The organism is Herbiconiux sp. VKM Ac-1786, assembly GCF_015350805.1.
GTDB lineage: Bacteria > Actinomycetota > Actinomycetes > Actinomycetales > Microbacteriaceae > Herbiconiux.
The window spans coordinates 1,165,740-1,189,773 of sequence record NZ_JADKSG010000001.1 but is presented as its reverse complement, the minus strand read 5'-3'; the positions used below and the strand labels follow the sequence as shown (position 1 = coordinate 1,189,773).

The window sequence follows — 24,034 nt, the reverse complement described above, 5'->3', positions numbered from 1 at the left end:
ACGAGGCCGTTCGGCCGGGTGCAGGGCCCCGATGGTTCGCAGCCGGTGGCTACGGGGTGGTGCAGGTGGTCAGATCCTCGACCGCCTTCGTGAGCACCGTCGTGCCGCCGAGCAGGGTGACCCGCGTCGCGCCGAGGGCGGTGATCTGCGTCAGGGTGTCGGCCGGGATGCAGTCGGTCTGCGCCGTGAACAGCGGCGCATCCACGGCCGGGGCGAACGCCGAGCCCGAGAGGGAGTCGGGGAAGTTCGCTCCCGTGGCCAGCACGACCCGGTCGGCCTTCTCGAAGAAGAACTCGTTGATCGCCCTGGATGACGCGAACCGGTCCTCACCGGCCAGGCGGGTGACCGCGGCGACCTTCGCCACGTCCTCCGCGAGGGCTGCGGTGATCGCGTCGGTGCCGCCGACGATCACCACGTCCTTCGCGCCCAGCTTCGCGAGCAGCGCCTTGGTCGCGCTGTCGAGGGACGTCGCGGCGCCGTCGATCAGGATGACCGGGGCCTTCCCGTCGACCGCCGCGCCCGCGGAGAGCGCGTCGGGGAAGGTGCGGCCCGTGGCGAGCACGACCCTGTCGGTTCCGTCGGGGAACGCCGTCTCGGCGATGCTCCGCGAGACCGCGAACCGGTCGGCGCCACCGACGCGGGTGACGTCGCCGATCGTACCGAGCTCGGTCTCGACCTTCGTGCCGATCGCGTCGGTTCCGCCGACGATGACGATCTTCGACGGGTCCAGCCGCTTCAGTTCGGCCAGCACGGGTGCCGGGATGCGGTCACCGAGGGTGAGCAGCACGGGCGCACCGGCGATGGTCGCCGCCGGGGCTGCCGAGAGGGCATCCGGGAACGCCTGACCCGACGCCACGTAGACGGTCGAGGCTCCGGACGGGAACCCGGCCGCCGACGTCGCCGCCGACACCTCGTACCGATCCGCACCGCCGATCCGGTCGACCTCGAGCTCCGGCGCCGGAGCGGCGTCGACGAATGGGGCGACCGCGATGCGGTCGATGTTCGGCGCGTACCGCGAGCGCAGCAGCACGTCGGGATACTGATCGGAGATGTACGTCGTGCCGTCGAAGTTCGGCTCCTCCTCCGAGGTGAACGCGATGGTGTTGTCGCCCTTCTTCAGCTCGACCGGCACCGTCAGCTCCCAGAAGTTGTTCTGGTGGAAGGAGTGCGGGAAGAGCACCTTCTGCGCGACGCCGTTCACCGTGATCACCGCGTGGCGGGCCAGCGGGTCGGGGTTGTAGTGCGTCGCCGGCGACTGCTCCTCGTTCGAGTAGCGCACGGTCAGGGCGTAGGTGCCGTCGGCATCCGCCTTCACCGTCTCGAAGGTCAGCGCCGAGTCGTTGCCGGGGTCGCCGCCGATGGTGCCGACGGCCTTGCTCCCCGACGCGAGGCTGAGCTCACGCACGGCTGCGGAGCCGGCGAGTGCCGCGTCCTCGGCCTCGTATACGGCGGGCGCCGGCACCGTGCCGGACGCGGGCGGCGTGACGGCCAGGCGGTCGAGCACCAGCTCACCGCTCGCACCGGTGACCACGACCTTGTTGACGCCTCCCGAGAGGAAGACGGTCGCATCCGCGCTGTCGCTGAGCGGCCCCACCTCGACGCCGTTGACCGACATCGTGCCCTCGCCGCCGCCGACGGTGGCGAACGACAGGGTGGAGGGGGCATCCGTCGCCGAGTAGACCCAGAAGGTCGAGCTCGCGCCCGGCTTCAGCGTGACCGTGCCCGAGCCGGAGACCCCGGCGCGGTCGTAGCCGGTGACGGCGTCGGCCGACAGGGTGGCGTTCTCGGCCTCGTAGATCGAGACCGGGTCGGCCGTCGGCAGCGCCAGCTCGATCTTGTCGAGGATCGCGTCGCCCTGGGTGCCCTTCGTGCCGTCGAGGCTCGTGGCGGAGACCGTGACGGTGTGGGCGCCCTTCGTCAGGTCGACGGTGGTGTCGGCGTGGTCCCAGACCACCCACTTGTAGCCCAGCGGGAGGAAGACCTCCTGCTCGGCGCCGCCGTCGACGGTCACGAAGACGTTCACCGGGCCCTGCGCGGCGTTCGCCTCGGCGGTGTTCAGCGAGCTCGAGAACAGGCTGAGGTCGTAGCTGCCGTCCTCGGGCACGTCGACCGCGAAGTCGAGCTTCACGTCGGAGTCGGTGCGGAGGCCGCCGACGTTGTAGTCGCCGGAGGTGTAGAAGCCGCCGACGTTGCCCGGGGTGCCCTCGGGGCCGTTGCGGGTCCAGCCGGAGCCGGAGTGGGCGGCGTCCTCGGCCTCGTACTTCGCGCGCCAGCTGTCGGCCGGCGTCGCGGGCGAGGTGGTGTCGCCGCCCGGGGTGAGCACGATCTCGTAGGCCGAGTCGGCGTCGAGCTGGGGCAGCCCCTCACCGAAGCCGAGCCGCACGAAGCCGTCGGTCACGGCGGCGTCGTACTCCTTCACGACCTGCGGCTCGCTCGAGTCGCCGATCTGGCCGGTCCAGCGGATCTCGCGCACCTGCACGTGCACCTCGTCGCCGAAGACGTCGCTCGGCACCTCGTCGAAGTACACCGGCTGGTCGCCCGCCGATCCTCCGATCAGTGCCTGGGCCCGCTTCTTCGCCGTGTCGAGCGTGGCGACGCCCTGCAGCGTGTAACTCTGGTTCGGCTTCGGCGGGTTCACGGTGACGGTGTCGCCGGTCATCTGGCCGTAGGAGTTCAGCAGCCACCACTGGCCGTTCCCGCGGTTGGCCTGCACGGCCGAGTCGCTGAGGTTGCCGTCGATGTTCCAGTACGCGATGTCGCCGTCGACCTTCTTGTCCTCCAGTGCCGAGACCCACTGGATCATCTGGCCGGGAACCGAGGTGTGGTAGTTGAAGGCGTACTCGTTCAGGTTGACCGGAAGCTGCCGGCCCTCGTAGTCGGTGCCGGCGAACAGCTCGATCTCCCAGGCGCGGTAGCGGTCGACGTTGCGGCGGATGGACGCCGGGTCGCTCAGCTCGTGCCAGGTGATGACCTCGGGCACGGTGCCCGCGTCGAGGGTGTGCTGCATGAATCCCTTGACCTGGTCGTAGAGCACGCTGGTGTTGGGCCCGGCGATGCGCGCCTCCGGCATCTTGCCCTTGATCAGCGCGTTCACCTCGTCCCAGGCCGCGAGGAAGCGAGCCGGGTCGTCCAGCCAGCTGGTGCCGTAGAAGCTCTCGCCGCCGTTGCCGAACATGTTGCCCTCGGGCTCGTTGAACGGCACGAAGACGATGTTGTCCTGGTACTCGGCCGGCAGCTGCAGCACCTGGTCGACCTGCGTGGCGATCTTCGCCTCGAAGTCGGCGAGCTTCTCGTCGCCGGTGTCGCCCGGCACCTGGTACGGGAAGCCCCGGTAGATGTCGGTCATGTAGATGTAGACGTCGCCGTCCGAGCTGTCGGCGACGGGCTTCACGATCTCGAGCGCGTCGGCTCCCGGATGCTGGGGGCCGTCCTGCGCCTTGGTCGCGACCGTGCGCAGCTTGATGCCCTCGAGCAGGTTGTTCGTGGGCACGCCCTGGCCGTACACGCCGTAGAGCGTTCCGGAGGCACCGCCCATGAACGGGCCGGTGTCGGAGGAGAGGTCGATGGAGAGCTCGCCGGCCTCGACGGTCAGCACCGTCGCGGTGACGACCGTGTCGGTGCCGTCGACGACGCCCTTCACGGTGAAGGTCTTGCCGCGGGCGTCGTAGGCCTCGGCGGGCACGGCCTCCCAGGTGACGGGAGCGGTGCGGGAGATGCCGTCGCTGTAGGTCGCGGTGACGCCGGGCAGCTCGGGAGCCGTGTCGATGCCGGTCGTCAGCTCGACGGTCGTCTGCGTGACGGTCTGCACGGTGGGCACGGCCGATCCGGCGAGCCCGGCGATCTGCTCGGCGCTGAGCGCGCGGTCGTAGACCCGGAAGTCGTCGACGAGTCCGTCGTAGAACGGATGCACGTTCCAGAACGGCCGCCCGATGTAGCCGCTCGACGTGGCCGAGTCGGGCGCGAGCGTCGCGGCGAGGTCGATCGGGGCATCCGTCCGCGCCACCTCGAGGCCGTTGATGTAGGAGACGATGGTCGACCCGTCGGCGACGGAGACCACGTTCACCCAGGTGTCGGTCGCGAGCGGGCTGCTCGCGACGGCGTCGGCCTGACCGCCCCCGGTGATCTGCTTCACGGAGGCGACGGCGTTGTTGCTGCCCTCGACGAACTTCGGCGTGTAGAACAGCGAGTTGTCGGCGTCGGCGCCCAGGCCGTACAGCCACTGGAAGCCGTCGGTGCCCGACCACTTCGTCCAGGCCGACACGGTCACGGCGTCGAGGCCGGTGAACAGGCCCTTCGGCACGGTGACGTACGGGGCCGTGGTCGAGCCGACGGCGCCGCCGGTGAGGTCGAGCGCCGTGGTGCCGGCGGTGCGGCCCTCGACGAGCGAGTCGGGGCCGACGTTGCTGATGGTGCCGTCGAGACCGCGCGGCGAGACGTCGGTGACGGTGGCTCCGTCGACGTTCGCCGACTCGAAGTCGTAGTCGAGGATGAGCGCGTCGTCGGGGATGGTCGCGTCGGCGGGCGCGGCGGGCGCGGCGGGCGCGGCGGGTGCGGCGGGTGCGGCGGGTGCGGCGGGTGCGGCGGGTGCCGACGCTGCTGCCGCCGGTGCCAGGCCGGTGAGGGCCCCCACGGTCAGGGCGGCGACGGCCGCTCCCGCGACCAGGGGGAGGGGGGTGCGCCGGGATGGGCGGGGTGGTGTTCGGGGATGATCCACGATGCTGCCTCTCGTCGAGTTGTGACGGCGCATCGTCCGGCGCCGTCGCCTCCGGTTCTGAGCGATCAGACGATCACGCGATCGAGCGATCAGAGATCCTTGATCAGCGATCGAACCGGTTCGACGAATATAGACATGCCTTCCGCCCGGAATCAAGGGGCAGTTCGAGACGAAACCATCATGGACGCGGCGCATCCGGCCCATTCGACGACATTCGGACTTGCGCCGAGGCCATTTCGTCCCGTAATTTGATCGAACCGGTTCGACCGGTCGAGAGCGGAGAGGGGCATCGTGGCCACCATCGGAGACGTAGCACGGGAAGCGGGGGTCTCCCGCAGCACCGTCTCCTACGCGCTGTCGGGGAAGCGCACGATCTCCCGCGAGACCCGCGAGCGCATCGAGTCGGCCATCAGCCGCCTCGGCTTCACGGTGAACGCCGGAGCCCGCGCCCTCGCGACCTCGGAGACGATGGTACTGGGCCTGCTGCTGCAGTTCCACGAGGACGAGTTCCCGCCGGCCATGCTCCAGTACATCTACGCCATCTCGCAGGCGGCCCGGGAGGTCGGCTACGACATCCTGATGGTCACCGACTCCGACGGGCCGGCCGCGGTGCGGCGCATCACGCAGTCGAACATGGTCGACGGCATCATCCTGCTCGACATCGCGCACGACGACCCCCGGCTGGCCCCGCTGCGCGCGGCCCGCCAGCCCGCGGCGCTGATCGGCCTGCCGCGCGACACCGAGGGTGTCGACGTGTTCGACCTCGACTTCGGCGAGGCGGCCCGGCTGCTCGTCGACCAGCTCTACGGGCTCGGCCACCGCGAGGTCATCCTGCTGGCCCCGCCCCGGCACGTCTTCGAACGCGGCGGCGCCTACGCCTGGCGCTTCCGCGACGCCGCGATGGAGCGGGCGGCCCGCTACGGGATCACGCTGTACACCTACTACGGCGAGTCGCAGCAGCCGGCCATCGACCGCAGCCTGAACGCCATCCTCGACGCGCGCCCGACGGCGACCGCGCTGATCGTGCACAACGACGCGTCGATCGCGGCCCTGCCGCGCATCCTGCAGGAGCGGGGCACCGTCGTGCCCGACGACCTCTCGGTCGTCAGCCTCTTCCCCCGAGATTTCGGGCGGAGCTTCCAGCTGCCGTACACGGCCGTGGAGACCTCGCCCGACACGCTGGCCCGCGAGGCGGTCCAGCACCTGGTGCGGCGCATCATCGACCCCGACTACGCGCCGCCGATCGTGAAGTTCGTCGAACCCGAGCTGACCGTGCGAGGCAGCACCGCGTGAATCGGGGGCGCCACCCGCCCCCCTTTTTTCGTGTGTCGTCGAACCGGTTCGACGGGCCGGAGGCCCGCCACCACCACCCCGACCGGCACCCCGCAGACGCAGTACCCGAGCACCACCGCACCACCCGATCCCATTCAGAGAGGAATACCGTGATCACCACCAAGAGAGGCCGCGCCCTCGGAGCGCTCGCCGCCACCGCCGTCATCGGCATCACCCTCGCCGGCTGCTCCGGCGGCGGCACCACCTCCGGCACCGATTCCGCAGACGCCGGCGGCGAGTACACCTTCTGGGACCCGTACCCCCAGTACGACGAGACCAGCGCCTGGGCGAAGGTCATCGACTCCTGCGCCACCGAGGCCGGCGTCACCGTGAAGCGCACCGCGTACGACACCAGCGACCTCACCAGCAAGGCGCTCCTCGCCGGCCAGCAGAGCAGCTCGCCCGACGTGCTCCTGATCGACAACCCCGTGATCTCGACGCTCGCGGAGGCGGGCATCCTGACCACCACCGACGAGAACGGCCTCGACGTCTCGGCCGTCGCGCCGAACCTCATCTCGGCCGGCGAGGTCGACGGCAATACCTACGGTGTGCCGATCGGCGCGAACACCCTCGCGCTCTACTACAACCCCGAGGTGCTGAAGGCGGCCGGGGTCGACATCGCCTCGGTCACCGACTGGGCGTCGCTCACCTCGGCGCTCGAGAAGGTCACCGCGAGCGGCAAGAAGGGCATCACCTTCTCGGGCATCGGCACCGAGGAGGGCAGCTTCCAGTTCCTGCCCTGGTTCTGGGGATCGGGCGCCGAGCTGACCGAGCTCGACTCGAGCGAGGCGCAGTCGGCCGTGCAGCTCTGGACCGACTGGGTCACCAAGGGCTACGCCCCGAACTCGGTGATCAACAACACCCAGACCACGAGCTGGGAGGAGTTCCTCACCGGCGACTTCGCCTTCGCCGAGAACGGCACCTGGCAGAAGGCCGGCGCGGCCGAGGCGGGGTACGAGGTCATCCCGATCCCGGCGGCCGACGGCGGCGCCGCACCGGCTCCCACCGGCGGCGAGTTCCTGAGCATCCCGGTGCAGAAGGACTCGGCGCGCTACGCCGCGTCGCAGAAGATCGTGGCCTGCCTGACCGACACCGACAACCTGGTCGCCACCGACAACTCGCTGAACTACATCGCCCCCACCGAGGCGGCGCAGCAGGCGCAGCTGGCCGAGGACGCCACCCTCGAGCCGTGGATCGACGCGGTCGGCGCTGCCCAGGGCCGCACCGGCGACAACCTCGGCACCGACTACCCGGTGATCTCCGAGCAGCTCTGGACCGCGGTGCAGGCCTCGCTCACCGGCTCGCAGTCGGCGGCCGACGCCCTCGCCGCGGCGCAGAGCGCGGCCTCGGCCGGGCTCACGAAGTAGCGCGCGCCCAGCCGCTGCACCACGCCCGCCGGCCCTCGAGACGGGCACCACCACCATCACCACCACCACCATCACCACCGAACGAGAGACAGCACCATGACAGCCACCGAGACCCGTTCCGGCTCGGCTGCGCGTGGTCGCGGTCGCGGGGCGGCGGGCCCAGAGCCCGTCGCCCCGGCGGCCGGGGCCGCTCCGCGCCGCCGCCGGCTGAAAGGCCACTGGGCCGGCTGGGCGTTCGCCGCACCGGTCGTGATCTACCTGCTCGTCTTCTACGCCTACCCGCTCGTCCGCAACCTCGAGCTGAGCTTCCGCGACTACACGGTGCGGTCGTTCATCGACGGAACCGCCCCCTTCGCGGGCTTCGACAACTACATCGCCGTGCTGAGCGACGCCACCTTCGCCCCGGCGCTGCTGAACACCACCCTGTTCACGCTCGTCTCGATCGTCTTCCAGTACTCCCTGGGGCTCGCGCTCGCGGTGTTCTTCTTCCGCCGCTTCCCCCTGTCGGGCACCCTGCGCGCCCTCTTCCTCGTGCCGTGGCTGCTGCCGCTGCTGGTGTCGGCCTCCACCTGGTCCTGGATGCTCAACAGCGACTCCGGCGTCGTCAACTCCTTCCTCGAGGCCTTCGGCATCGGGCAGGTCAACTGGCTCACCTCGCCCCAGTTCTCGCTGATCTCGGTGATCGTCGCGAACATCTGGATCGGCATCCCGTTCAACCTCGTCATCCTCTACAGCGGGCTGCAGTCGATCCCCGAGGAGGTCTACGAGGCCGCCTCGATCGACGGCGCGAACGGCTGGCAGAAGTTCTGGCGCATCACCTTCCCACTGCTGCGGCCGGTGTCGGCGATCACCGTGCTGCTCGGTCTCGTCTACACGCTGAAGGTCTTCGACATCATCTGGATCATGACGAAGGGCGGCCCGGGATCCTCGTCCACCACCTTCGCGATCTGGTCGTACCGGCTGGGCTTCGGCTCGGCGCTGCCCGACCTCTCGCCCGCCGCCGCCGTGGGCAACCTGCTGATCGTGATCGCCCTCGTGTTCGGCTTCATCTACATCCGCGCCCAGCGTCGATTGGACCCCTCATGACGACCACCCGCCGCCGCTGGTTCGACACCGTCATCGGCCTCGTGCTCACCGGCATCATGCTCTTCCCGATCTACTGGATGATCAACGTCTCGCTCACCAAGTCGGGCGCGATGCGCCAGGACCCGCCGAGCCTGTTCCCGTTCGATCCCACCTTCGAGGGCTACGAGGCCGTGCTCTCGCAGCAGCTGCCGTTCCTCGGCACCAGCTTCGTGATCGGCATCGGCACCGTCGTGCTCACCGTGGTGCTGTCCGCCCCGGCGGCCTACGCGCTCGCCAAGCTCCGGATGCCCGGGGGAGGCGCCCTGAGCTTCGTGCTGCTCGTGGCGCAGATGATCCCCGGCATCATCATGGCGATGGGGTTCTACGCGATCTACCTCAACCTGGGCATCCTGAACTCGATCCCCGGGCTGATCCTCGCCGACTCGACGCTCGCCGTGCCGTTCGGCGTGCTCATCTTCACCGCCTTCATGTCGGGCATCCCGAACGAGCTGCTGAACGCGGCGAAGATCGACGGGGCGGGCAACTGGCGCACCTTCCGCTCGATCGTGCTGCCGGTCAGCCGCAACTCGATCGTCACCGTCTCGCTGTTCGCGTTCCTCTGGTCGTGGTCGGACTTCCTGTTCGCCTCCACGCTCGACGGCGGCGGCTCGCTGCAGCCGATCACCATGGGCATCTACCGCTACATCGGCAACAACAATCAGGAGTGGAACGCCATCATGGCCACCGCGGTCGTGGCGAGCATCCCGGCCGCCGTGCTGCTCGTGGTCGCCCAGCGCTACGTCGCCGCCGGGGTCACGGCCGGCGCCGTCAAGGACTGACCGCACCTTCTCCTTCTTCTCCTCACTCCTGCTCGTCCCGAAAGGCCATCGTGTCCCGACCCTCCTCCCTCGACTTCGACGTGCGGCAGATCCCGTTCAGCCGCCGCCGCTCCTGGCTCGACATCTCGCCGGTCGTCGGCCTGCACACCGTGCGCGAGCAGCTGCACCTCGTCTCGCACCGCACGGGCATGCACCCGATCTTCGCGTTCGAGCCCACGCTCCCGGTCGTGACGGTCGAGGCGGGCCCCGCCCGGCTCAGCTGGGTGGCGGCGGATGACGCCCGGGTCGACGCGGTCTTCGAGTCCGAGAGCGCCGTGCGGCTGCGGGGCCGCGGCCTCGGGCTGCGCATCGCCGACGCGACCCCCGAGCTCACCCCGTTCACGGGCACCTACTTCTTCCGCGACCCGATCGACGGCTCCGCGGTCTTCACCTCCTACGAGACCGGTCGGCGATACCGCATCAGCCGGCTGCGCGGGGAGCTCGAGCTGCACGGCGCCGAGGCGCTCGGCGAGAGCGAGCGCGCGGTGACCGCGCGCGGCGCCGAGTGGGAGATCGTCATCGAGGAGTACGAGACGGCGCTCGCGCCCTACACGTCCGCGACGGCGTTCGACGACATCGTCGACACCGTCGCGGGGGAGTTCGACGACTACGTCGAACGCATCGCCGGCTGGCGCACGGAGGACTCACCCGCGGTGGTGGCCTCGGCCTACGTGCTCTGGTCGGCGACTGTCTCGCCGGCCGGGTTCCTCGAGCGCGAGTCGGTCTTCATGTCCAAGCACTGGATGGACAAGGTGTGGAGCTGGGACCACTGCTTCAACGCCCTGGCCCTGGCGCCCGGCCTCCCCGCGGAGGCGCTCGACCAGTTCCGGATCGTGTTCGACTTCCAGGACCCGAGCGGCGCCCTGCCCGACTCGGTCACGCACTCCGAGGTGCTCTACAACTTCGTCAAGCCGCCGATCCACGGGTGGGCCTTCCGCAAGCTGCGGGGGCTGCTCGCCGAACCGGTGGGCGCCGTCGAGCTGCGGGAGATCTACGACGCGCTCGTGCGCTGGACGGGGTTCTGGCTGGAGCGGAGACGGGTGCCCGGGCATCCGCTCGCCCACTACCAGCACGGCAACGACAGCGGCTGGGACAACTCGACCACCTTCGACCACGACCGCCTGATCGAGGCGCCCGACCTCGCGGCGTTCCTCGTGGTGCAGCTCTCGGTGCTCGCCGAGCTGGCCGCCGAGCTCGGGCTGCCGGCCGACGCGGCGCGCTGGCGCGACGAGGGCGGTGCGATGCTCGCGGCCCTGACCGGCCTCTGGGACGAGGACGTCTTCGTCGCCCGCGCCGCCGCCGGTGGTCGCGCGAGCAAGAAGACCTCGCTGCTGAACACGCTGCCCATCGTCGCCTCGCCGCATCTGACCCGGCAGCACTCCGAGCGCCTGGCCCGCCGCATCGAGCAGCACCTCACCGAGTTCGGCCCGGCGACGCAGCTGGTCGACACCCCCGAGTACGAGGCCGACGGCTACTGGCGCGGACCCATCTGGGCGCCGTCGACGGCGATCGTCGAGGACGGCCTGCGGGCGGCGGGCGAGACGGCGCTGGCCGACACGATCAGCGCCCGGTTCCGCCGGCTCTGCGAGCGGTCGGGCTTCGCCGAGAACTTCGACGCCCTGACCGGTGCCGGCCTCCGCGACCGCGCCTACACCTGGACGGCGGCGGTCTACCTCACCCTCGCCCGCGAGGCCGCCGCCCGCGCCGCGGCGGGCGGCGGTGTGTAGCGCCTAGCGCCCCTCGAGCTCGGGGGCGTCGGTGACGCCCGCCGCGGCCGCCTCGCGACGGCGCGCCCGCAGCGACGGCGCCACGAGCGCCGCGAGGATCGCCAGCACCCCGACCCCCGCCGACGCCCAGAAGCCCACGGTGAACGCGTCGTCGAGCGGCGCTCCCTGCGGCGACACGTTCGACGAGATCAGCGCCGCGATCACCGCGGTGCCGACGCTGCTGCCGACCGTGCGGATGACCGTGTTCGCGCTGATCGCCTCGCTGGTCTGTGCCGCCGGTACGCTCTCGACGATCGCGTTCGAGGTGGCGGCGAGGGCCATGCCGATGCCGATGCCGGTCAGGATGCCCGACAGCAGGATCTGCCAGGTCTCCCCGTGCCCGAGCGCCGGCAGCACGAACGCCACGGTCACCGACACCCCGCCGAGCACCATCGGGATCTTCGGCCCGACCCGCCGGATCAGGATGCCCGCGAGCACGCCCGAGATCACCATCGCGACGACGGTGGGCAGCAGGTAGAGCCCGGCCTCCGTCACCGACAGCCCGAAGCCGTAGCCGAGCGCCGAGGGCAGCTGCAGCAGGGTGGGCACCAGGATGAACGTGCCGAACATCGCGAAGCCGAACGCCAGGGCGACGACGTGGGCGGTCCAGACGCCGCGGTGCGCGAACAGCCGCACGTCGATCAGCGGCTCCTTCACCCGCAGCTCGACGAACACGAACACGACCAGCGCCACGGCGCCGAGCGCGAGAAGGCCGATGGTCTTGCCGTCGCCCCAGCCCCACTTCTCGCCCTCGCTGATCGCCAGCAGCAGGCCCACGAGGCCGACGGTCAGGATGGCGGTGCCGACGAGGTCGAGCCGGCCGGGCGTGCGCACCGGCGACTCCGGGATGCCGAAGATCGCTCCCAGCAGCGCGATGGCCACCAGCACCGCGGGCAGCCAGAACAGCCAGTGCCACGACAGCGCCTCGACGATCGGGCCCGCCGCGACGATGCCGACGCCGGCGCCGATGCCGAAGATCGCCGAGAGCAGGCCGATGGTGACGCTGACGCGCTCCTTCGGCAGCTCGTCGCGCACGATGCCGATCGAGAGCGGCATCACCGCGCCGGCCGCGCCCTGCAGGATGCGGGCGACGATCAGCACGCCGAGGTTCGGGGCGAGCGCGGCGAGCACCGTGCCGACGAGCAGCAGCGCGAGCACCACGATGATCACGCGGCGCTTGCCGACCATATCGCCGAGCCGCCCGAGGATCGGCGTCAGCACCGAGGCCGAGAGCAGGTATGCGGTCAGCACCCAGCTCGCGTCGGTGGTGGCGACGCCGAGGTCGCTGCCGATCGTGCCGAGTGCCGGAGCCACGAGCGACTGCAGCACGGCGAACGAGAGGCCGCCGAGCGAGAGGAACAGGATGATCGCCGTGCCCCGTCCGCGGGCGGCACCGGCGGTGGGCACGGATCCCGTGATCGGGCTCCGGGTGGTGGTGGACATGGCGCTCCTCGGGTATGTAAGCAAGTGCTGACTTGAGAAGTATCGTCCTGTCGTTGCTCTAAGTCAACTTCTGTTTACACGCCGGCCGGAGCCGGTACAGTGGCTCGGGCATGAGCATCGACGACGAACTGATCCGGTCGGGCCGCGACGCCGCGGTGACGCGCCGCGCGCTCGTGCGCGCCGCCCGCCGCCGCTTCGCGACCGACGGCTACCGCGCCACGACCGTGCGCGCCATCGCGGCCGACGCGGGCGTGAACGTGGCCCTGATCAACCGCTACTTCGTCTCGAAGGAGGGCCTGTTCGAGGCGTGCATGGCCCGCACCTCCGACGAGCTCGACACGCAGACGCCGGCCCGCGCATCCGATCTCGAAGCGGTGATCGACCGGCTCGTGCTGCACGTCGTCAACGCACCGGATGGCGACGACCCCCTGCAGCTCCTGCTCCTCCTGCGCTCCTCCGGTGACGAGAACGCCGACCGCATCCGGCGCCGCACCCTCGAGCACTTCACGCGCCGTCTCGCGGCCGCCGCCGGCTGGCGCGAGGACGACCCCGCCACCGCGCCCGTCCTCCTGCGCGCGCAGCTCGCCATCTCGACCCTCCTCGGCGCGGTCATGCTCCGCAGCGCGGCGGCGGCCGAACCCCTCGCCTCGGCCACCCGCACCGACCTCGCCGCCCCCCTCCGCGCCACCTTCCGCGCCCTCCTCGGCCCCGGCGGGACGGATTCCGCCGCGTAGTCCCGGGCCACGACGCCAAACCACTACGGTGAAGCCATGCGAATCACAGGGCGCGGGGGCGCCGTCGTTCTGGCGCTCGTCGTGGCGATGCTGGCCGGAGTGATCCCGACCGGCGTCGCCTCGGCGACCGAGGACGTCGAAACGACCGAACCGGCCGAGCTCGCCGCCTCCGATGCGGGTGCTGCGGTCCCGGGGCTGCCGCCGCTGTCGTCGCCCGGACTCTCCGTCCCCCTCGGGACGCCGTACCCCCTCACCACCCGGATCGTCTCGCCCGACGGCGCGACGGTCTACTCCCTCACGCAGTCCGAGGACGTGGTGATCTTCGACACCCGGTCGCGCACGGTGACAGGCCGCCTGATCGTGCCCCACATCCCGCGCACCATGGCCCTCTCGCCCGACGGCAAAAACCTGTACGTCGGCACCGACGAGGGTCTCTGGGTCTCGGAGCCGTCCGGGAGGGCGGCCGGCGCGATCGTCCAGATCGACACGGCGAGCAGACGCATCGTCCGCACCGTCCCGATGCGGAACGCCGAGTTCAAGAAGCTGTCGGTGAGCGCCGACGGCACGATCCTGAACATGGTCTACCGGGGAGGGAAGGACGGCGACTGGGCGTACTACGACGCGGTCGGCACGCTCGACCTCCGTCCGGGTGGTGCCCTGACCGAGCGCCCCCTGTGGAACCTCTACGACAGCTGGGGCGCCGCGTACTCACCCGACTTCCGCACGGTCTACGAGGTGGTGCCCGACGGCGACGTCAGCCGGCTCATCGAGTGGGACATCGCGTCCGGAGAGCCCCGTCGGTTCCTCCTGCTCGGCGAGCAGGCCACGGCGCTGAGGCTCGCAGCCGATGGCCGCACCGCAGTCGTCGGTGGCTGGTCCCGAGGTCTGCCGGGAACCCGCCTCGAGGTGATCGACATCCCCTCGATGACGAGCCGCGGACTGGCGGACGCGCCCGCTGACCAGCAGTCCATCGCCATCTCCGCCGACGGCGCGACCGCGGTCGCGACGTCGGACGTCGGCTCGGCCATCACCGTCGTCGACACCGTGTCCCTCGAGGTGCACTCGGTCGTGATGCCGCAGTACTCCCGGCCCGCCGGTCCGAGCTTCGTGAGCGACGGGAGGCTGGTCGTCGCCGTCGACGAGGCCGGGCGGAACGTCGGCGACACGCTCTACGTCATCGACCCGGCGACCGGCGCCGTCCAGGCTCGCGTACCCGGTGTCGGAGCCCTCCCCGAGGCCTCACCGGACGGCAGGACCGTCTACTCCACGCTCGGCACCGCCCTCGGCATCATCGACCTTGCCACGATCGGGTGGCACCCCGCCGTCGACCGCATCGCGGGCGCCGACCGGTACTCGACGTCCGTGGCCGTGTCGACGACGATGTTCCCCCAGGGGGCACCGGTCGCCTACGTCGTGTCCGGCGAGGGGTTCGCGGATGCGCTCAGCGCCTCGACGGCGGCCGCCGAGCGAGGCGGCCCGCTCCTGCTGACCCCCCGCGGCTCGATCCCCTCCCAGGTGCTCTCCGAGCTGAAGCGCCTGCAGCCCAAGCGCATCGTCGTCGTGGGCGGCCCGGCCTCCGTCGCGCCGGCGGCCGTCTCCGCCCTGAAGGCCCTCGGTGTGCCGGTGGTCGTGCTGAGCGGCGCCGACCGCTACGCGACCGCCCGGGCGGTCATCCACGACACCTGGCCCGAGGGTGCCGAGCACGTCTTCGTCGCCAGCGGCGCATCGTTCCCCGACGCCCTCTCGGCCGCCTCCGCCGCCCATTCCGTCGACGCGCCCCTCCTCATCGTGCCGGGCGCGGCCGCCCACCTCGACGCGACGACGACTTCGCTCCTGACGGACATGGGGGCGTCCCGGTTCACCATCGTCGGCGGACCGGTGGGCGTGACCGCGGGCATCGCCGCCGACCTGGCGACGAGCGGCGGCGTCGAACGACTCGCGGGAGCCGACCGGTTCGCCACGTCGGCCGCGGTGAACGAAGCGGCGTTCCCCTCACCCGATCACGTCTACCTGGCGTCGGGGGTGCAGTTCCCCGATGCGCTCTCGGGCGGAGTGCTCGCCGCGCTCGGCGGTGCGCCGCTGTTCGTGGTGCCGCCGAGCTGCGTCCCCACCCGCGTCGCCGACCGGCTCGCGGCGGTTCCCACGTCAGCCGTGACCCTCGTCGGCGGAACCTCCGCGCTGACTGACCGGGCCGCTCTCCTCAGCATCTGCTGACGACCCCCGCGGTCGACAGGAGGGCGTGACCGGGAGGGTCGAGAGGCTAGGCGTCGCGGGGCGCCGTCGAGGCCCGCACGATCAGCCGCGTCGGCATGATCGTGACCCGGTCGACCGGCTTGCCCTCGATGCGCCGCACCAGCACCTCGGCCATCGCGCGCCCCAGCTCGAGCGACGGCTGGTCGATCGTCGTCAGCGCCGGCACCGCGGTCGACCCGAAGTAGTTGTTGTCGAAGCCGGCGACCGCGATGTCGTGCGGGATGCGCAGCCCCCGCTCGAGGATGACCGAGTACGCCCCCGCCGCCATCTGGTCGTTCGCCGCGAACAGCCCGTCGATCGGCTCGCCGCGGTCGAGCAGCCGGCGCATGGCCTCGGCCCCCGAGTCGGGCGTGAAGTCGCCGTACTCGACGAGCGTGGCGGGCAGCCGCGCCTCCTCCATCGCCCGTCGCCAGCCGCGCAGGCGGTCGAAGCCGGGGGGCATGTCCTGGGGGCCGGCGATCGTCGCGATGCACCGGCGGCCGGTCGAGACGAGGTGGGCCGTCGCCTCGGCCGCGCCCGCCACGTTGTCGACGTCGACGAAGTAGCTCTCGCTCTCGCTCTCGAGCAGCGGACGCCCGCCGTAGACGATCGGCAGCGACAGGTCGAGCCGGTCGTAGGAGTGGTCGCCCTCGTGGTGCGAGACCACGAGCGCCCCGTCGGCGTTGCCGCCGAGCAGGTAGCGCCGCGTCTTCTCCGAGCGCATCTCCGACGCGATCAGCATGTTCAGCGTGAAGTCGGTGTCCGACAGATACAGCGCCACACCCTGCACGACCGTGGCGAAGAACGGGTCGCTGAACAGCTTGGCCGTCGTCTCCGGCACCACCAGCGCGATCACCTGGGTGCGCCGGCTGACGAGCGACCGTGCCGCGCGGTTCGGAACGTAGTTGAGCTTGAGGATGGCCTCGTTCACGGCTTCGGCGATCGCATCCGACACATTGGGAGCCGCGTTCACCACCCGCGAGACGGTCGCCCGCGACACCCCGGCGGCGGCCGCCACCATCTCGAGCGTGGGGGCCGGATGCGCGTCCCGCCCACGCCCCGACGACATCTCGCTCACGGGGCCTCCTCAGGGTCTGACGAACTCCAGTGTAGAGCTCGGCTCAGCCCTTGACCGCGCCCGCCATGATGCCGGAGACGAGCTGCTTGCCGGCCAGCACGAACAGCAGCAGCAGCGGGAGGGTGGCGAGCACCGCACCGGTCAGCACGATCGAGTAGTCGACGTACTTGGCCGACTGCAGCTGACTCAGCGCCACCTGCAGCGTCGGGTTCTGCGGCACGACGAGCAGTGGCCAGAGGTAGTCGGTCCACGCGGTCATGAACGTGAACAGCCCGAGGATGGCCATCGCCGGGCGCGCGGCCGGGATGCCGACGTGCCAGAACGTGCTCAGCATGCTCGCGCCGTCGACCCGGGCGGCCTCGATCAGCTCGTCGGGGATGACGTCGACCAGGTACTGCCGCATGAAGAACACGCCGAAGGCGGTCACCAGGGTGGGCACGATCACGGCGCCGAGGGTGCCGGTCCAGCCGAACTGCTTCATCACCATGAACAGGGGGATGATGCCGAGCTGGGTGGGCACCGCGAGGGTCGCGATGACGAAGACGAGCAGCCCCTCGCGGCCGCGGAACTTCAGCTTCGCGAAGGAGTACCCGGCCAGCGTCGAGAACAGCACGACCGACACGGTGATGACGCTCGAGACGATGATGCTGTTCAGCAGCGACGTCCAGAACGGCACCGTGTTCATCACCTCGCCGACGTTCTGCCAGAACTGCCCGCCGGGCAGGAGCGGCGGCCAGGTCTCGGTGAGCACCGAGCTCGGGCTGGTGCCGGCGATGAACGACCAGTAGAGGGGATAGGTGCCGGCGACGAAGAAGACGATCAGCAGGCCGTAGGTGAGGAACCCGGGCCGCTTGTCGATGCCGAGCGGCTTGCGGCGCCGGGCGATGGTGGTCGTGGTCACGAGCGCTTTCCCTTCTTGATGGCCTTCTTCGCGATGAACCGGCTCTCGACCGAGGCGATCCGCCGCGAGATCAGGAAGTTCAGCACCCCGAACAGCACGATGATGAGGAACAGCAGCCACGCGACCGCCGAGGCCTTGCCGAAGTTCTGCCGGTTGAACGCGAGGTCCCAGAGGTAGAGCACCGTGGTCTGGTACTGCCGCTGCGGCCCGCCCGGGGTGGCGGTGGTGGGGTTGAACAGCTTGGGCTCGGTGAAGATCTGCAGGCCACCGACCGTGGCGGTGATGACCACGAAGATCATGGTCGGGCGGATGCTCGGCAGGGTCATCGAGAAGAAGCGCCTGATCGGTCCGGCGCCGTCCAGCGCGGCGGACTCGTAGATGTCGCGCGGCACGGCCTGCATGGCGGCGAGCAGGATCAGGGCGTTGTACCCCGTCCAGCGCCAGTTGACCATCGAGGCGATGGCGACGTGGGAGGGCAGCGTCTCGGTCTTCCACATCACGGGGTCGATCGAGAGGGTCTGCAGCACGTTGTTGATCAGGCCGTACTTCTCGTCGAAGGCGCTGGAGAAGATGAGCGTCACGGCGACCGGGGTGACGACGTAGGGGATGAGCACGCTCATCCGCCAGAAGGTCTTGGCGCGGATGTTCTGGTCGAGCACCGCGGCGATCAGCACCGCGCCGACCAGCTGCGGGATGGCCGAGAGCAGGAAGATGCTCACCGTGTTGAAGAGCGAGTTCCAGAAGAAGGGGTCGGTCAGCTCGGCGACGTAGTTGTCGAGGCCGACGAAGCCGGCGGGGCCCGACAGCAGGTTCCACTCGTTCAGCGACACGACGAAGGTGTAGACGAGGGGGAACAGCCCGACCAGGCCGAACAGCACGAAGAACGGTGCGATGTAGAGGTAGGGGGAGGCCTTCACGTCGAAGCGGCTGCGCCAGTACGCGAAGGGGGTGCGCTGCTTCGGGCGGTAGGGCTCGTGCGGCGTCGTGTCCGACGTCGGCGGCGTGAGGGTGGCGGTCATGAGGGCTTCCTGGTGGCTGCGGCAGGGAAAGGAGAGGGGTGGGCGGCGTCAGCCGCCCACCCCCGGGGTGCTACTTGTTGACGACGAGCTGGTTCAGCAGCTCGAGCGCGTTGTCCCAGGCGGCGGCGCCGTCGGCCTTGCCCGAGTCGATCTGCTGGATCGCGGGTCCGAAGACCTGCGACTGGATGACCGAGTCGTCCGGGCCCTTGTACTGGGCGACGACGCCGTCGGCGCGCTGGGCGAGGATCTCACCGATGGGGGCGTCGTTGAAGAACGTCGACAGCTCGTTCGTGCCCGTCACGGCGGGGTCGGTCTGGGCGGCGGTCACGCTCGGGAAGGTGCCGGCGACGCCGAAGGCGGCGGCCTGCGACTTCGCGTCGGTGAGATAGGCGGCCAGCTCGGCGGCCTCCTTCGGGTGCTTGGACTGCGTGGGCACGGTCAGGAAGCTGCCGCCCCAGTTGGCCGCGCCGCCGGGGAAGACGTTGGCGAAGTCCCAGCCGGTGGTGGCGTCGCCGCCCGCGGCGGTGACCTGGCCCTTCACCACGCCGAGCATCCAGCCCGGGCAGACGAAGGTCGCGAAGGTCTGGTCGGTGAAGGCCTTGCCCTTGCCCCAGTCCCAGGCGGTCTGGTTGGCCGACAGGCCCGACTCGGTGGCGGCGGAGAGGGTCGTCCAGAGCTTCTGGAGATCCTTGTTGCCGTCGACGTTCAGCTCGCCGTCCTTGGTGTAGTAGCCCTCGGGCTGCTGGTTCACCATGGCGTTCCAGAGGAAGCCGGACTGGTCGTAGAACGCCTTGCCGGTGGCCGCCTTGTACTGCTGGCCGACCTCGAAGTACTTGTCCCACGTGGCGTCGTCGCCGCCGAAGAGCGTGGCGACCTCCTCGCGGTCGGTGGGCAGGCCGGCCGCCTCGAAGGCGGTGCGGTTGTAGCAGAGGCCTTCGGGGCCGATGTCCGAGCCGTAGCCGATCAGGCGGCCGTCCTTGTCGGTGGCCTGGGCGAGCTTCCAGTCGACCCAGCGGTCCTTGATCTCGTCGGCTCCGTAGTCGCTGAGGTCGTTGAACTGGTCGGAGACCTGCATGACGGCGCTCAGCCAGCCCTCCTCGACGGCCTGCACGTCGGGCAGTCCGGCGCCGGCGGCGGCCTTGGTCTGCCAGTCGGTCTTGGCGTTGTCGCCGGTGTCGATGTTGGTGGGCTTGATGGTGATGTTCGGGTGGTCGGCCTCGTACTGCGCGTAGAGGTCGTCGTAGCCCATCGTGCCGAACGTCGTGACGGTCAGCTCGACCTTGTCGCCGGAGCCTCCCGACGAGCTCGAGTCGCCGGCCGAGCAGCCGGTGGCGAGAAGGGCGATGGCGGCCGCGCCCGCGACGGCGGCTACGGCTTTTGTGCGTCGTGAAAGACTCACGGTCACTCCTTTGTGCGTGTCTATGAGAGCGCTCTATCACGCGACCGTGCGTGCTGTGAGAGCGCTCTCTTGGGATTACCAGGAGCGTAAGCGCGACTTCGCCCCACGTCAAGGAGCCTGGGCGAAAACACTGTCCCGAGCCCGCGCGCCCCCCCCGACCCTCAACCCCACCCTGATCGCGCAGCCGGGGTCGCGCAAAGGGCCCTTCGTTCGGCGCTCGAGGGCCTTTTGCGCGACCCGAGCCGGGGGAGCGGAGGGCGGGAGGGCGAGGGCGAGGGCGGGGTCAGCCGATTACGGCGACGCCGTCCGAGAGGAGGGGGGCCGCGGTGCGCGGGGCGACGGCCGAGACCAGGGCGCCGCCGCCGGCGGTCAGCAGGATGATGATGTCGAAGACGGTGAGGCCCGTGGGGAGCATCCCGAACACCGTGTCGTCGGCGAGGGAGGCGAGGCCCAGCCCGCCGAGCACCACCCCGACGACGGCCAGCACGAGACGCATGGCCCGGGCGTTGTCGTGCCCGAAGCCCACGGCCAGCAGCGCGACCGCGCAGGCGAGGTAGACCAGGTCGATCGCGAAGTCGGTGTTGAAGATGCCGAGGATGTGCTCGCCCTCGATGAACAGCCCCACCCCGCCGTGCGAGATCAGGATGAAGCCGAGGATGAGGGCCTAGGGGCGTCCCATTGCGTCTGCCTTCCGGTCGTCGTGCTTCCACGATCTCCCGCCCGGCCGCATCCCCCCACCGGGTTGACAGGGAGTCCTCGCGCTGTCAAGCCCGTCCCCCTCATAGGGGACACAAATGAAGATGTGTTGCCATGGACCTCATGCCCCGAAGCAGTACCCGACGTCCTTCCGCGCGCCCGTCCCGCCGCCCGCTCACCCTCCTCGTCTCCGCCCTCGCCGTCGCCTCGCTCGCCCTGACCGGATGCGCGGCGGGAGGTTCGGCCGGCGCCGCCGGCAGCGGTTCCGCCGACTCCGCCGCCGCCGACGTGCGGGTGGCCCTCGAGGCGGTCTCGCCCGCCACCGGCAGCCTCGCGGGCGGTGCCGAAGTGACCGTGCAGGGGTCGGGCTTCGACGGGGACTCGCCGGTCTCCGCGGTGCGTTTCGGCACCGAGGCGGCGCCCGCCTTCACCGTCGTCGACGACCGGACGCTGACCGTGGTGACCCCCGCATCCGTCGACTTCGCCGTGGCCGCCGTGCCCGTGACCGTCGCGCTCGAGGACGGCTCGGAGGTCGTGCTCGACGGCGGCTTCGGCTACGAGGTGCAGACCCCGGTCGACAGCCAGATGAACTACGCCTTCACCTACTGGAAGGACTACAACCTGGCCGAGTGGGGCCAGTTCCCCGACAACGACTGCGGCAACTTCGTCAACCAGGCGATGCTCGCACGCGGCTGGGTGCAGGACGAGAACTGGTACAGCGACTACGCGACCACGGGCGACTACAGCTACAGCTGGATCCGCGGCAACCAGATGGACGCCTACTACGCCTCCCGCCCGGACACCACGCGGCTCGAGATCACGCAGCGCGACCAGGTGAAGATCGGCGACGTCGTGATGTTCGACTGGGATCCGCAGAACGACAACGGGGTCGACCACACGATGATCGTCTCGAAGGTGACGCCGAACCTCGACGGCACCATCGCGATCAAGATGGTCGGTCACACGCTCGACGCGCAGTACCGCGACCTCGACACCGCGATCACGGTCGAGAAGCCGGGGGGCACCGCGCACTTCTGGTCGATCGCCTAGGGGCTGACGGCGCCGGGCGCGCCGGTCAGGCGTTAGCCTGGGTCACATGAAAGCGCGCGACCCGGGCGGGAGGCCCCGCGAGTACCGCATGTCGGTGCGGGCCGAGTCGGCCGAGGCGACGGGCGAGCGCATCGTGGATGCGATGCTGACCCGCTTCGCCGACACGCCCTACGAGCGCATCCGCCTCGACGACGTCGCCGCCGACGCGGGGGTGGCCGTGCAGACCGTGATCCGGCGCTTCGGGGGCAAGCCCGGGCTGATGTCGACCGTGGTGGAGCGCGAGCTCGGGCGGATCGCCGCCGACCGGGAGGCCGCCGCCCGGCCGTCCGTCGACGCCACGGTGGCGGCGCTGGTGGAGCACTACGAGGTCTACGGCGCGCTCATCCTGAAGACCTACTCGGAGGCGCCGCTCGTGCCCGGGCTCGTCGACCTCGCGGCGCGGGGTCGGGCCTACCACGTGGACTGGTGCCGCCGCACCTTCGAGCAGCACCTCGACCCCTCGCTCGACGGCGCGACGCAGCGCCTGCGCCTCGCCCAGATCGTCGCCGTCTGCGACGCGACCACGTGGCGCATCCTGCGCGCCGACGGCGGCCTCACCGCCGCCGAGACGACGACGGCGCTCCGCGCCTTCCTCGCCCCGCTCCTGCCCTAGACCGAGCCGAGCGGGGCCGCGGCGGCTAGGCGCCGAGGGCGGCGTCGACGATGAGCTTCGCCTCGGCCTGCACGCGGCGGAGGTGCTCCTCGCCCACGAAGCTCTCGGCGTAGATCTTGTAGACGTCCTCGGTGCCCGAGGGACGGGCCGCGAACCAGGCGTTGTCGGTGACGACCTTGACGCCGCCGACCGCCGCGCCGTTGCCCGGGGCGTGCGAGAGCTTCGCGACGATCGGGTCTCCGGCGAGCTCGGTGGCCGTGATGGCGTCGCCGTCGAGCTTGCCGAGGGCCGCCTTCTGCGCCTTGCTGGCCGCCGCGTCGACGCGCTCGTAGACCGGCGAGCCGAACTCCGAGGTGAGCTCGGCGTAGAGCTGCGACGGCGTCTTGCCGGTGACGGCCAGGATCTCGGAGGCGAGCAGGGCCAGCAGGATGCCGTCCTTGTCGGTGGTCCAGACGGTGCCGTCGAAGCGCAGGAACGACGCTCCGGCCGACTCCTCGCCGCCGAACGCGACCGAGCCGTCGATCAGGCCGGGCACGAACCACTTGAAGCCGACCGGCACCTCCCAGAGGGTGCGGCCGAGCGAGCCCGCGACCCGGTCGATCATGGAGCTGGAGACGAGGGTCTTGCCGATCGCCGCATCCGGCTGCCAGCCCTCGCGCCGCGAGTACAGGTACTGGATGGCGACGGCCAGGTAGTGGTTCGGGTTCATGATGCCGGCGTCGGGGGTGACCACGCCGTGCCGGTCGGCATCCGCGTCGTTGCCGGTCGCGATGTCGTACGTGTCGCGGCTCGCGACGAGGGAGGCCATGGCGTAGGGGCTCGAGCAGTCCATGCGGATCTTGCCGTCCCAGTCGAGCGTCATGAAGGCCCACTGCGGGTCGACGGTCTCGTTCACGACGTCCATGTTCAGGCTGTAGCGGTCGCGGATGAGCTCCCAGTACTCGACGCTCGCGCCGCCCAGCGGGTCGGCGCCGATGTGGATGCCCGACTTCTGGATCGCGTCGAGGTCGATCACGTTCACCAGGTCGGCCACGTAGTGCTCGCGGAAGTCGTAGGTGCCGGTCGGCGCGCCCTCACCGCGGCCCACGCGCTTCACGTCGGCGAGGCCGCCGGCGATCAGCTCGTTGGCGCGGTTCGCGATCCAGCCGGTGGCGTCGGAGTCGGCCGGCCCGCCGTGCGGGGGGTTGTACTTGAAGCCGCCGTCAGCCGGCGGGTTGTGGCTCGGGGTGACGACGATGCCGTCGGCCTGGTCGTCGTGGCCCGCGCGGTTGTAGGCGAGGATCGCGTGCGAGACGGCGGGCGTCGGCGTCCAGCTGTCGCGCGAGTCGGTCCAGACCGTGACGCCGTTGGCGGCGAGCACCTCGAGGGCGGTGTCCTCGGCCGGCTTGGAGAGGCCGTGGGTGTCGCGGCCGAGGAACAGCGGCCCGGTGATGCCCTGGTCGGCGCGGTACTCGACGATCGCCTGCGTGATCGCGGCGATGTGGTCCTCGTTGAAGGCCGTGTTGAAGCTCGAGCCGCGGTGCCCGCTCGTGCCGAACGCCACCTTCTGCTCGGGATCGTTCACGTCGGGGTGCAGCTCGTAGTAGGCGCGCACGAGCGCGTCGACGTCGATCAGGTCTTCGGGGAGGGCCACAGTGCCGGCGCGTTCGAACATGCCCCAAGTCTGGCACCCGCCGCCCGCCCGTGCCATCGCCGGTCGATAGGCTCG

17 protein-coding genes are annotated in these 24,034 nt (G+C 70.6%); 9 read left to right on the top strand and 8 right to left on the bottom strand.

The genetic code is table 11. The features are described 5' to 3' along the window. Positions 1-49 precede the first annotated feature (49 nt). On the bottom strand, positions 50-4,714 hold the full coding sequence (locus ITJ64_RS06030) for a cell wall-binding repeat-containing protein (RefSeq protein WP_194679810.1): 4,665 nt from the start codon (positions 4,712-4,714) through the stop codon (positions 50-52). 291 nt (positions 4,715-5,005) lie between these two features. On the opposite strand from ITJ64_RS06030, the gene ITJ64_RS06025 reads away from it, so the two are divergent. The 5 genes from ITJ64_RS06025 (at position 5,006) to ITJ64_RS06005 (ending at position 11,083) form a co-directional block, all read left to right on the top strand. Then, entirely contained in the window at positions 5,006-6,007 is a 1,002-nt protein-coding gene (locus tag ITJ64_RS06025) for a LacI family DNA-binding transcriptional regulator (RefSeq protein WP_370545058.1), read from the top strand. 149 nt (positions 6,008-6,156) lie between these two features. Beyond that, on the top strand, positions 6,157-7,413 hold the full coding sequence (locus tag ITJ64_RS06020; protein ID WP_194679809.1) for an extracellular solute-binding protein: 1,257 nt from the start codon (positions 6,157-6,159) through the stop codon (positions 7,411-7,413). Positions 7,414-7,509: 96 nt separating this feature from the next. After that, positions 7,510-8,499, top strand: coding sequence for a carbohydrate ABC transporter permease (locus tag ITJ64_RS06015; RefSeq protein WP_194679808.1), 990 nt, complete (start codon positions 7,510-7,512; stop codon positions 8,497-8,499). Then, positions 8,496-9,317, top strand: coding sequence for a carbohydrate ABC transporter permease (locus tag ITJ64_RS06010; RefSeq protein WP_194679807.1), 822 nt, complete (start codon positions 8,496-8,498; stop codon positions 9,315-9,317). Before ITJ64_RS06015 ends, ITJ64_RS06010 begins: the two co-directional genes overlap by 4 nt. A gap of 50 nt (positions 9,318-9,367) precedes the next feature. Next, positions 9,368-11,083, top strand: a complete 1,716-nt coding sequence (locus ITJ64_RS06005; protein ID WP_194679806.1) for an amylo-alpha-1,6-glucosidase — start codon at positions 9,368-9,370, stop codon at positions 11,081-11,083. Between the two features lie 3 nt (positions 11,084-11,086). On the opposite strand, the gene ITJ64_RS06000 is transcribed toward ITJ64_RS06005, so the two are convergent. Further along, a complete protein-coding gene (locus tag ITJ64_RS06000) occupies positions 11,087-12,565 on the bottom strand; it encodes an MFS transporter (RefSeq protein WP_194679805.1) in 1,479 nt (492 codons plus the stop codon). 110 nt (positions 12,566-12,675) lie between these two features. Here ITJ64_RS06000 and ITJ64_RS05995 point away from each other — a divergent pair, with 110 nt between their 5' ends. Beyond that, the gene (locus ITJ64_RS05995) at positions 12,676-13,299 is read left to right on the top strand and encodes a TetR/AcrR family transcriptional regulator (protein ID WP_194679804.1); all 624 of its coding nucleotides are present in this window, start codon (positions 12,676-12,678) and stop codon (positions 13,297-13,299) included. 36 nt (positions 13,300-13,335) lie between these two features. Then, positions 13,336-15,513 carry a cell wall-binding repeat-containing protein gene (locus ITJ64_RS05990; RefSeq protein ID WP_194679803.1) on the top strand — a complete coding sequence of 726 codons (2,178 nt, stop codon included), beginning with the start codon at positions 13,336-13,338 and terminating at the stop codon, positions 15,511-15,513. 46 nt (positions 15,514-15,559) lie between these two features. On the opposite strand, the gene ITJ64_RS05985 is transcribed toward ITJ64_RS05990, so the two are convergent. The 5 genes from ITJ64_RS05985 to ITJ64_RS05965 all read right to left on the bottom strand — a co-directional run bounded on the left by ITJ64_RS05985 (position 15,560) and on the right by ITJ64_RS05965 (position 20,574). Beyond that, positions 15,560-16,600, bottom strand: coding sequence for a LacI family DNA-binding transcriptional regulator (locus tag ITJ64_RS05985; protein ID WP_194680761.1), 1,041 nt, complete (start codon positions 16,598-16,600; stop codon positions 15,560-15,562). Positions 16,601-16,652: 52 nt separating this feature from the next. After that, the gene (locus tag ITJ64_RS05980) at positions 16,653-17,510 is read right to left on the bottom strand and encodes a carbohydrate ABC transporter permease (protein WP_218869974.1); all 858 of its coding nucleotides are present in this window, start codon (positions 17,508-17,510) and stop codon (positions 16,653-16,655) included. Further along, positions 17,507-18,529 carry a carbohydrate ABC transporter permease gene (locus ITJ64_RS05975; protein WP_194679802.1) on the bottom strand — a complete coding sequence of 341 codons (1,023 nt, stop codon included), beginning with the start codon at positions 18,527-18,529 and terminating at the stop codon, positions 17,507-17,509. The genes ITJ64_RS05980 and ITJ64_RS05975 overlap by 4 nt, the downstream gene beginning before the upstream one ends. Before the next feature lie 70 nt (positions 18,530-18,599). After that, a complete protein-coding gene (locus tag ITJ64_RS05970) occupies positions 18,600-19,928 on the bottom strand; it encodes an ABC transporter substrate-binding protein (protein WP_194679801.1) in 1,329 nt (442 codons plus the stop codon). Positions 19,929-20,211: 283 nt separating this feature from the next. Continuing rightward, positions 20,212-20,574: a DUF4383 domain-containing protein gene (locus tag ITJ64_RS05965; RefSeq protein WP_370545147.1), complete on the bottom strand. Its 363-nt coding sequence runs from the start codon at positions 20,572-20,574 to the stop codon at positions 20,212-20,214. A gap of 173 nt (positions 20,575-20,747) precedes the next feature. Between ITJ64_RS05965 and ITJ64_RS05960 the strand changes: the two genes are divergently transcribed. After that, positions 20,748-21,674: an amidase domain-containing protein gene (locus tag ITJ64_RS05960; protein ID WP_194679799.1), complete on the top strand. Its 927-nt coding sequence runs from the start codon at positions 20,748-20,750 to the stop codon at positions 21,672-21,674. A gap of 46 nt (positions 21,675-21,720) precedes the next feature. Beyond that, the gene (locus tag ITJ64_RS05955; RefSeq protein ID WP_194679798.1) at positions 21,721-22,326 is read left to right on the top strand and encodes a TetR/AcrR family transcriptional regulator; all 606 of its coding nucleotides are present in this window, start codon (positions 21,721-21,723) and stop codon (positions 22,324-22,326) included. A 25-nt stretch (positions 22,327-22,351) separates the two neighbouring features. On the opposite strand, the gene pgm is transcribed toward ITJ64_RS05955, so the two are convergent. Next, a complete protein-coding gene (gene pgm / locus ITJ64_RS05950; protein ID WP_194679797.1) occupies positions 22,352-23,980 on the bottom strand; it encodes a phosphoglucomutase (alpha-D-glucose-1,6-bisphosphate-dependent) in 1,629 nt (542 codons plus the stop codon). Between the last annotated feature and the right edge of the window lie 54 nt (positions 23,981-24,034).

Coding starts and splice junctions, on each gene's coding strand:
- ITJ64_RS06015 (WP_194679808.1), top strand. CDS start 7,510: ATGACAGCCACCGAGACCCGTTCCGGCTCGGCTGCGCGTGGTCGCGGT.
- ITJ64_RS06010 (WP_194679807.1), top strand. CDS start 8,496: ATGACGACCACCCGCCGCCGCTGGTTCGACACCGTCATCGGCCTCGTG.
- ITJ64_RS06000 (WP_194679805.1), bottom strand. CDS start 12,565: ATGTCCACCACCACCCGGAGCCCGATCACGGGATCCGTGCCCACCGCC.
- ITJ64_RS05995 (WP_194679804.1), top strand. CDS start 12,676: ATGAGCATCGACGACGAACTGATCCGGTCGGGCCGCGACGCCGCGGTG.
- ITJ64_RS05990 (WP_194679803.1), top strand. CDS start 13,336: ATGCGAATCACAGGGCGCGGGGGCGCCGTCGTTCTGGCGCTCGTCGTG.
- ITJ64_RS05985 (WP_194680761.1), bottom strand. CDS start 16,600: ATGTCGTCGGGGCGTGGGCGGGACGCGCATCCGGCCCCCACGCTCGAG.
- ITJ64_RS05975 (WP_194679802.1), bottom strand. CDS start 18,529: ATGACCGCCACCCTCACGCCGCCGACGTCGGACACGACGCCGCACGAG.
- ITJ64_RS05960 (WP_194679799.1), top strand. CDS start 20,748: ATGCCCCGAAGCAGTACCCGACGTCCTTCCGCGCGCCCGTCCCGCCGC.
- ITJ64_RS05955 (WP_194679798.1), top strand. CDS start 21,721: ATGAAAGCGCGCGACCCGGGCGGGAGGCCCCGCGAGTACCGCATGTCG.
- pgm (WP_194679797.1), bottom strand. CDS start 23,980: ATGTTCGAACGCGCCGGCACTGTGGCCCTCCCCGAAGACCTGATCGAC.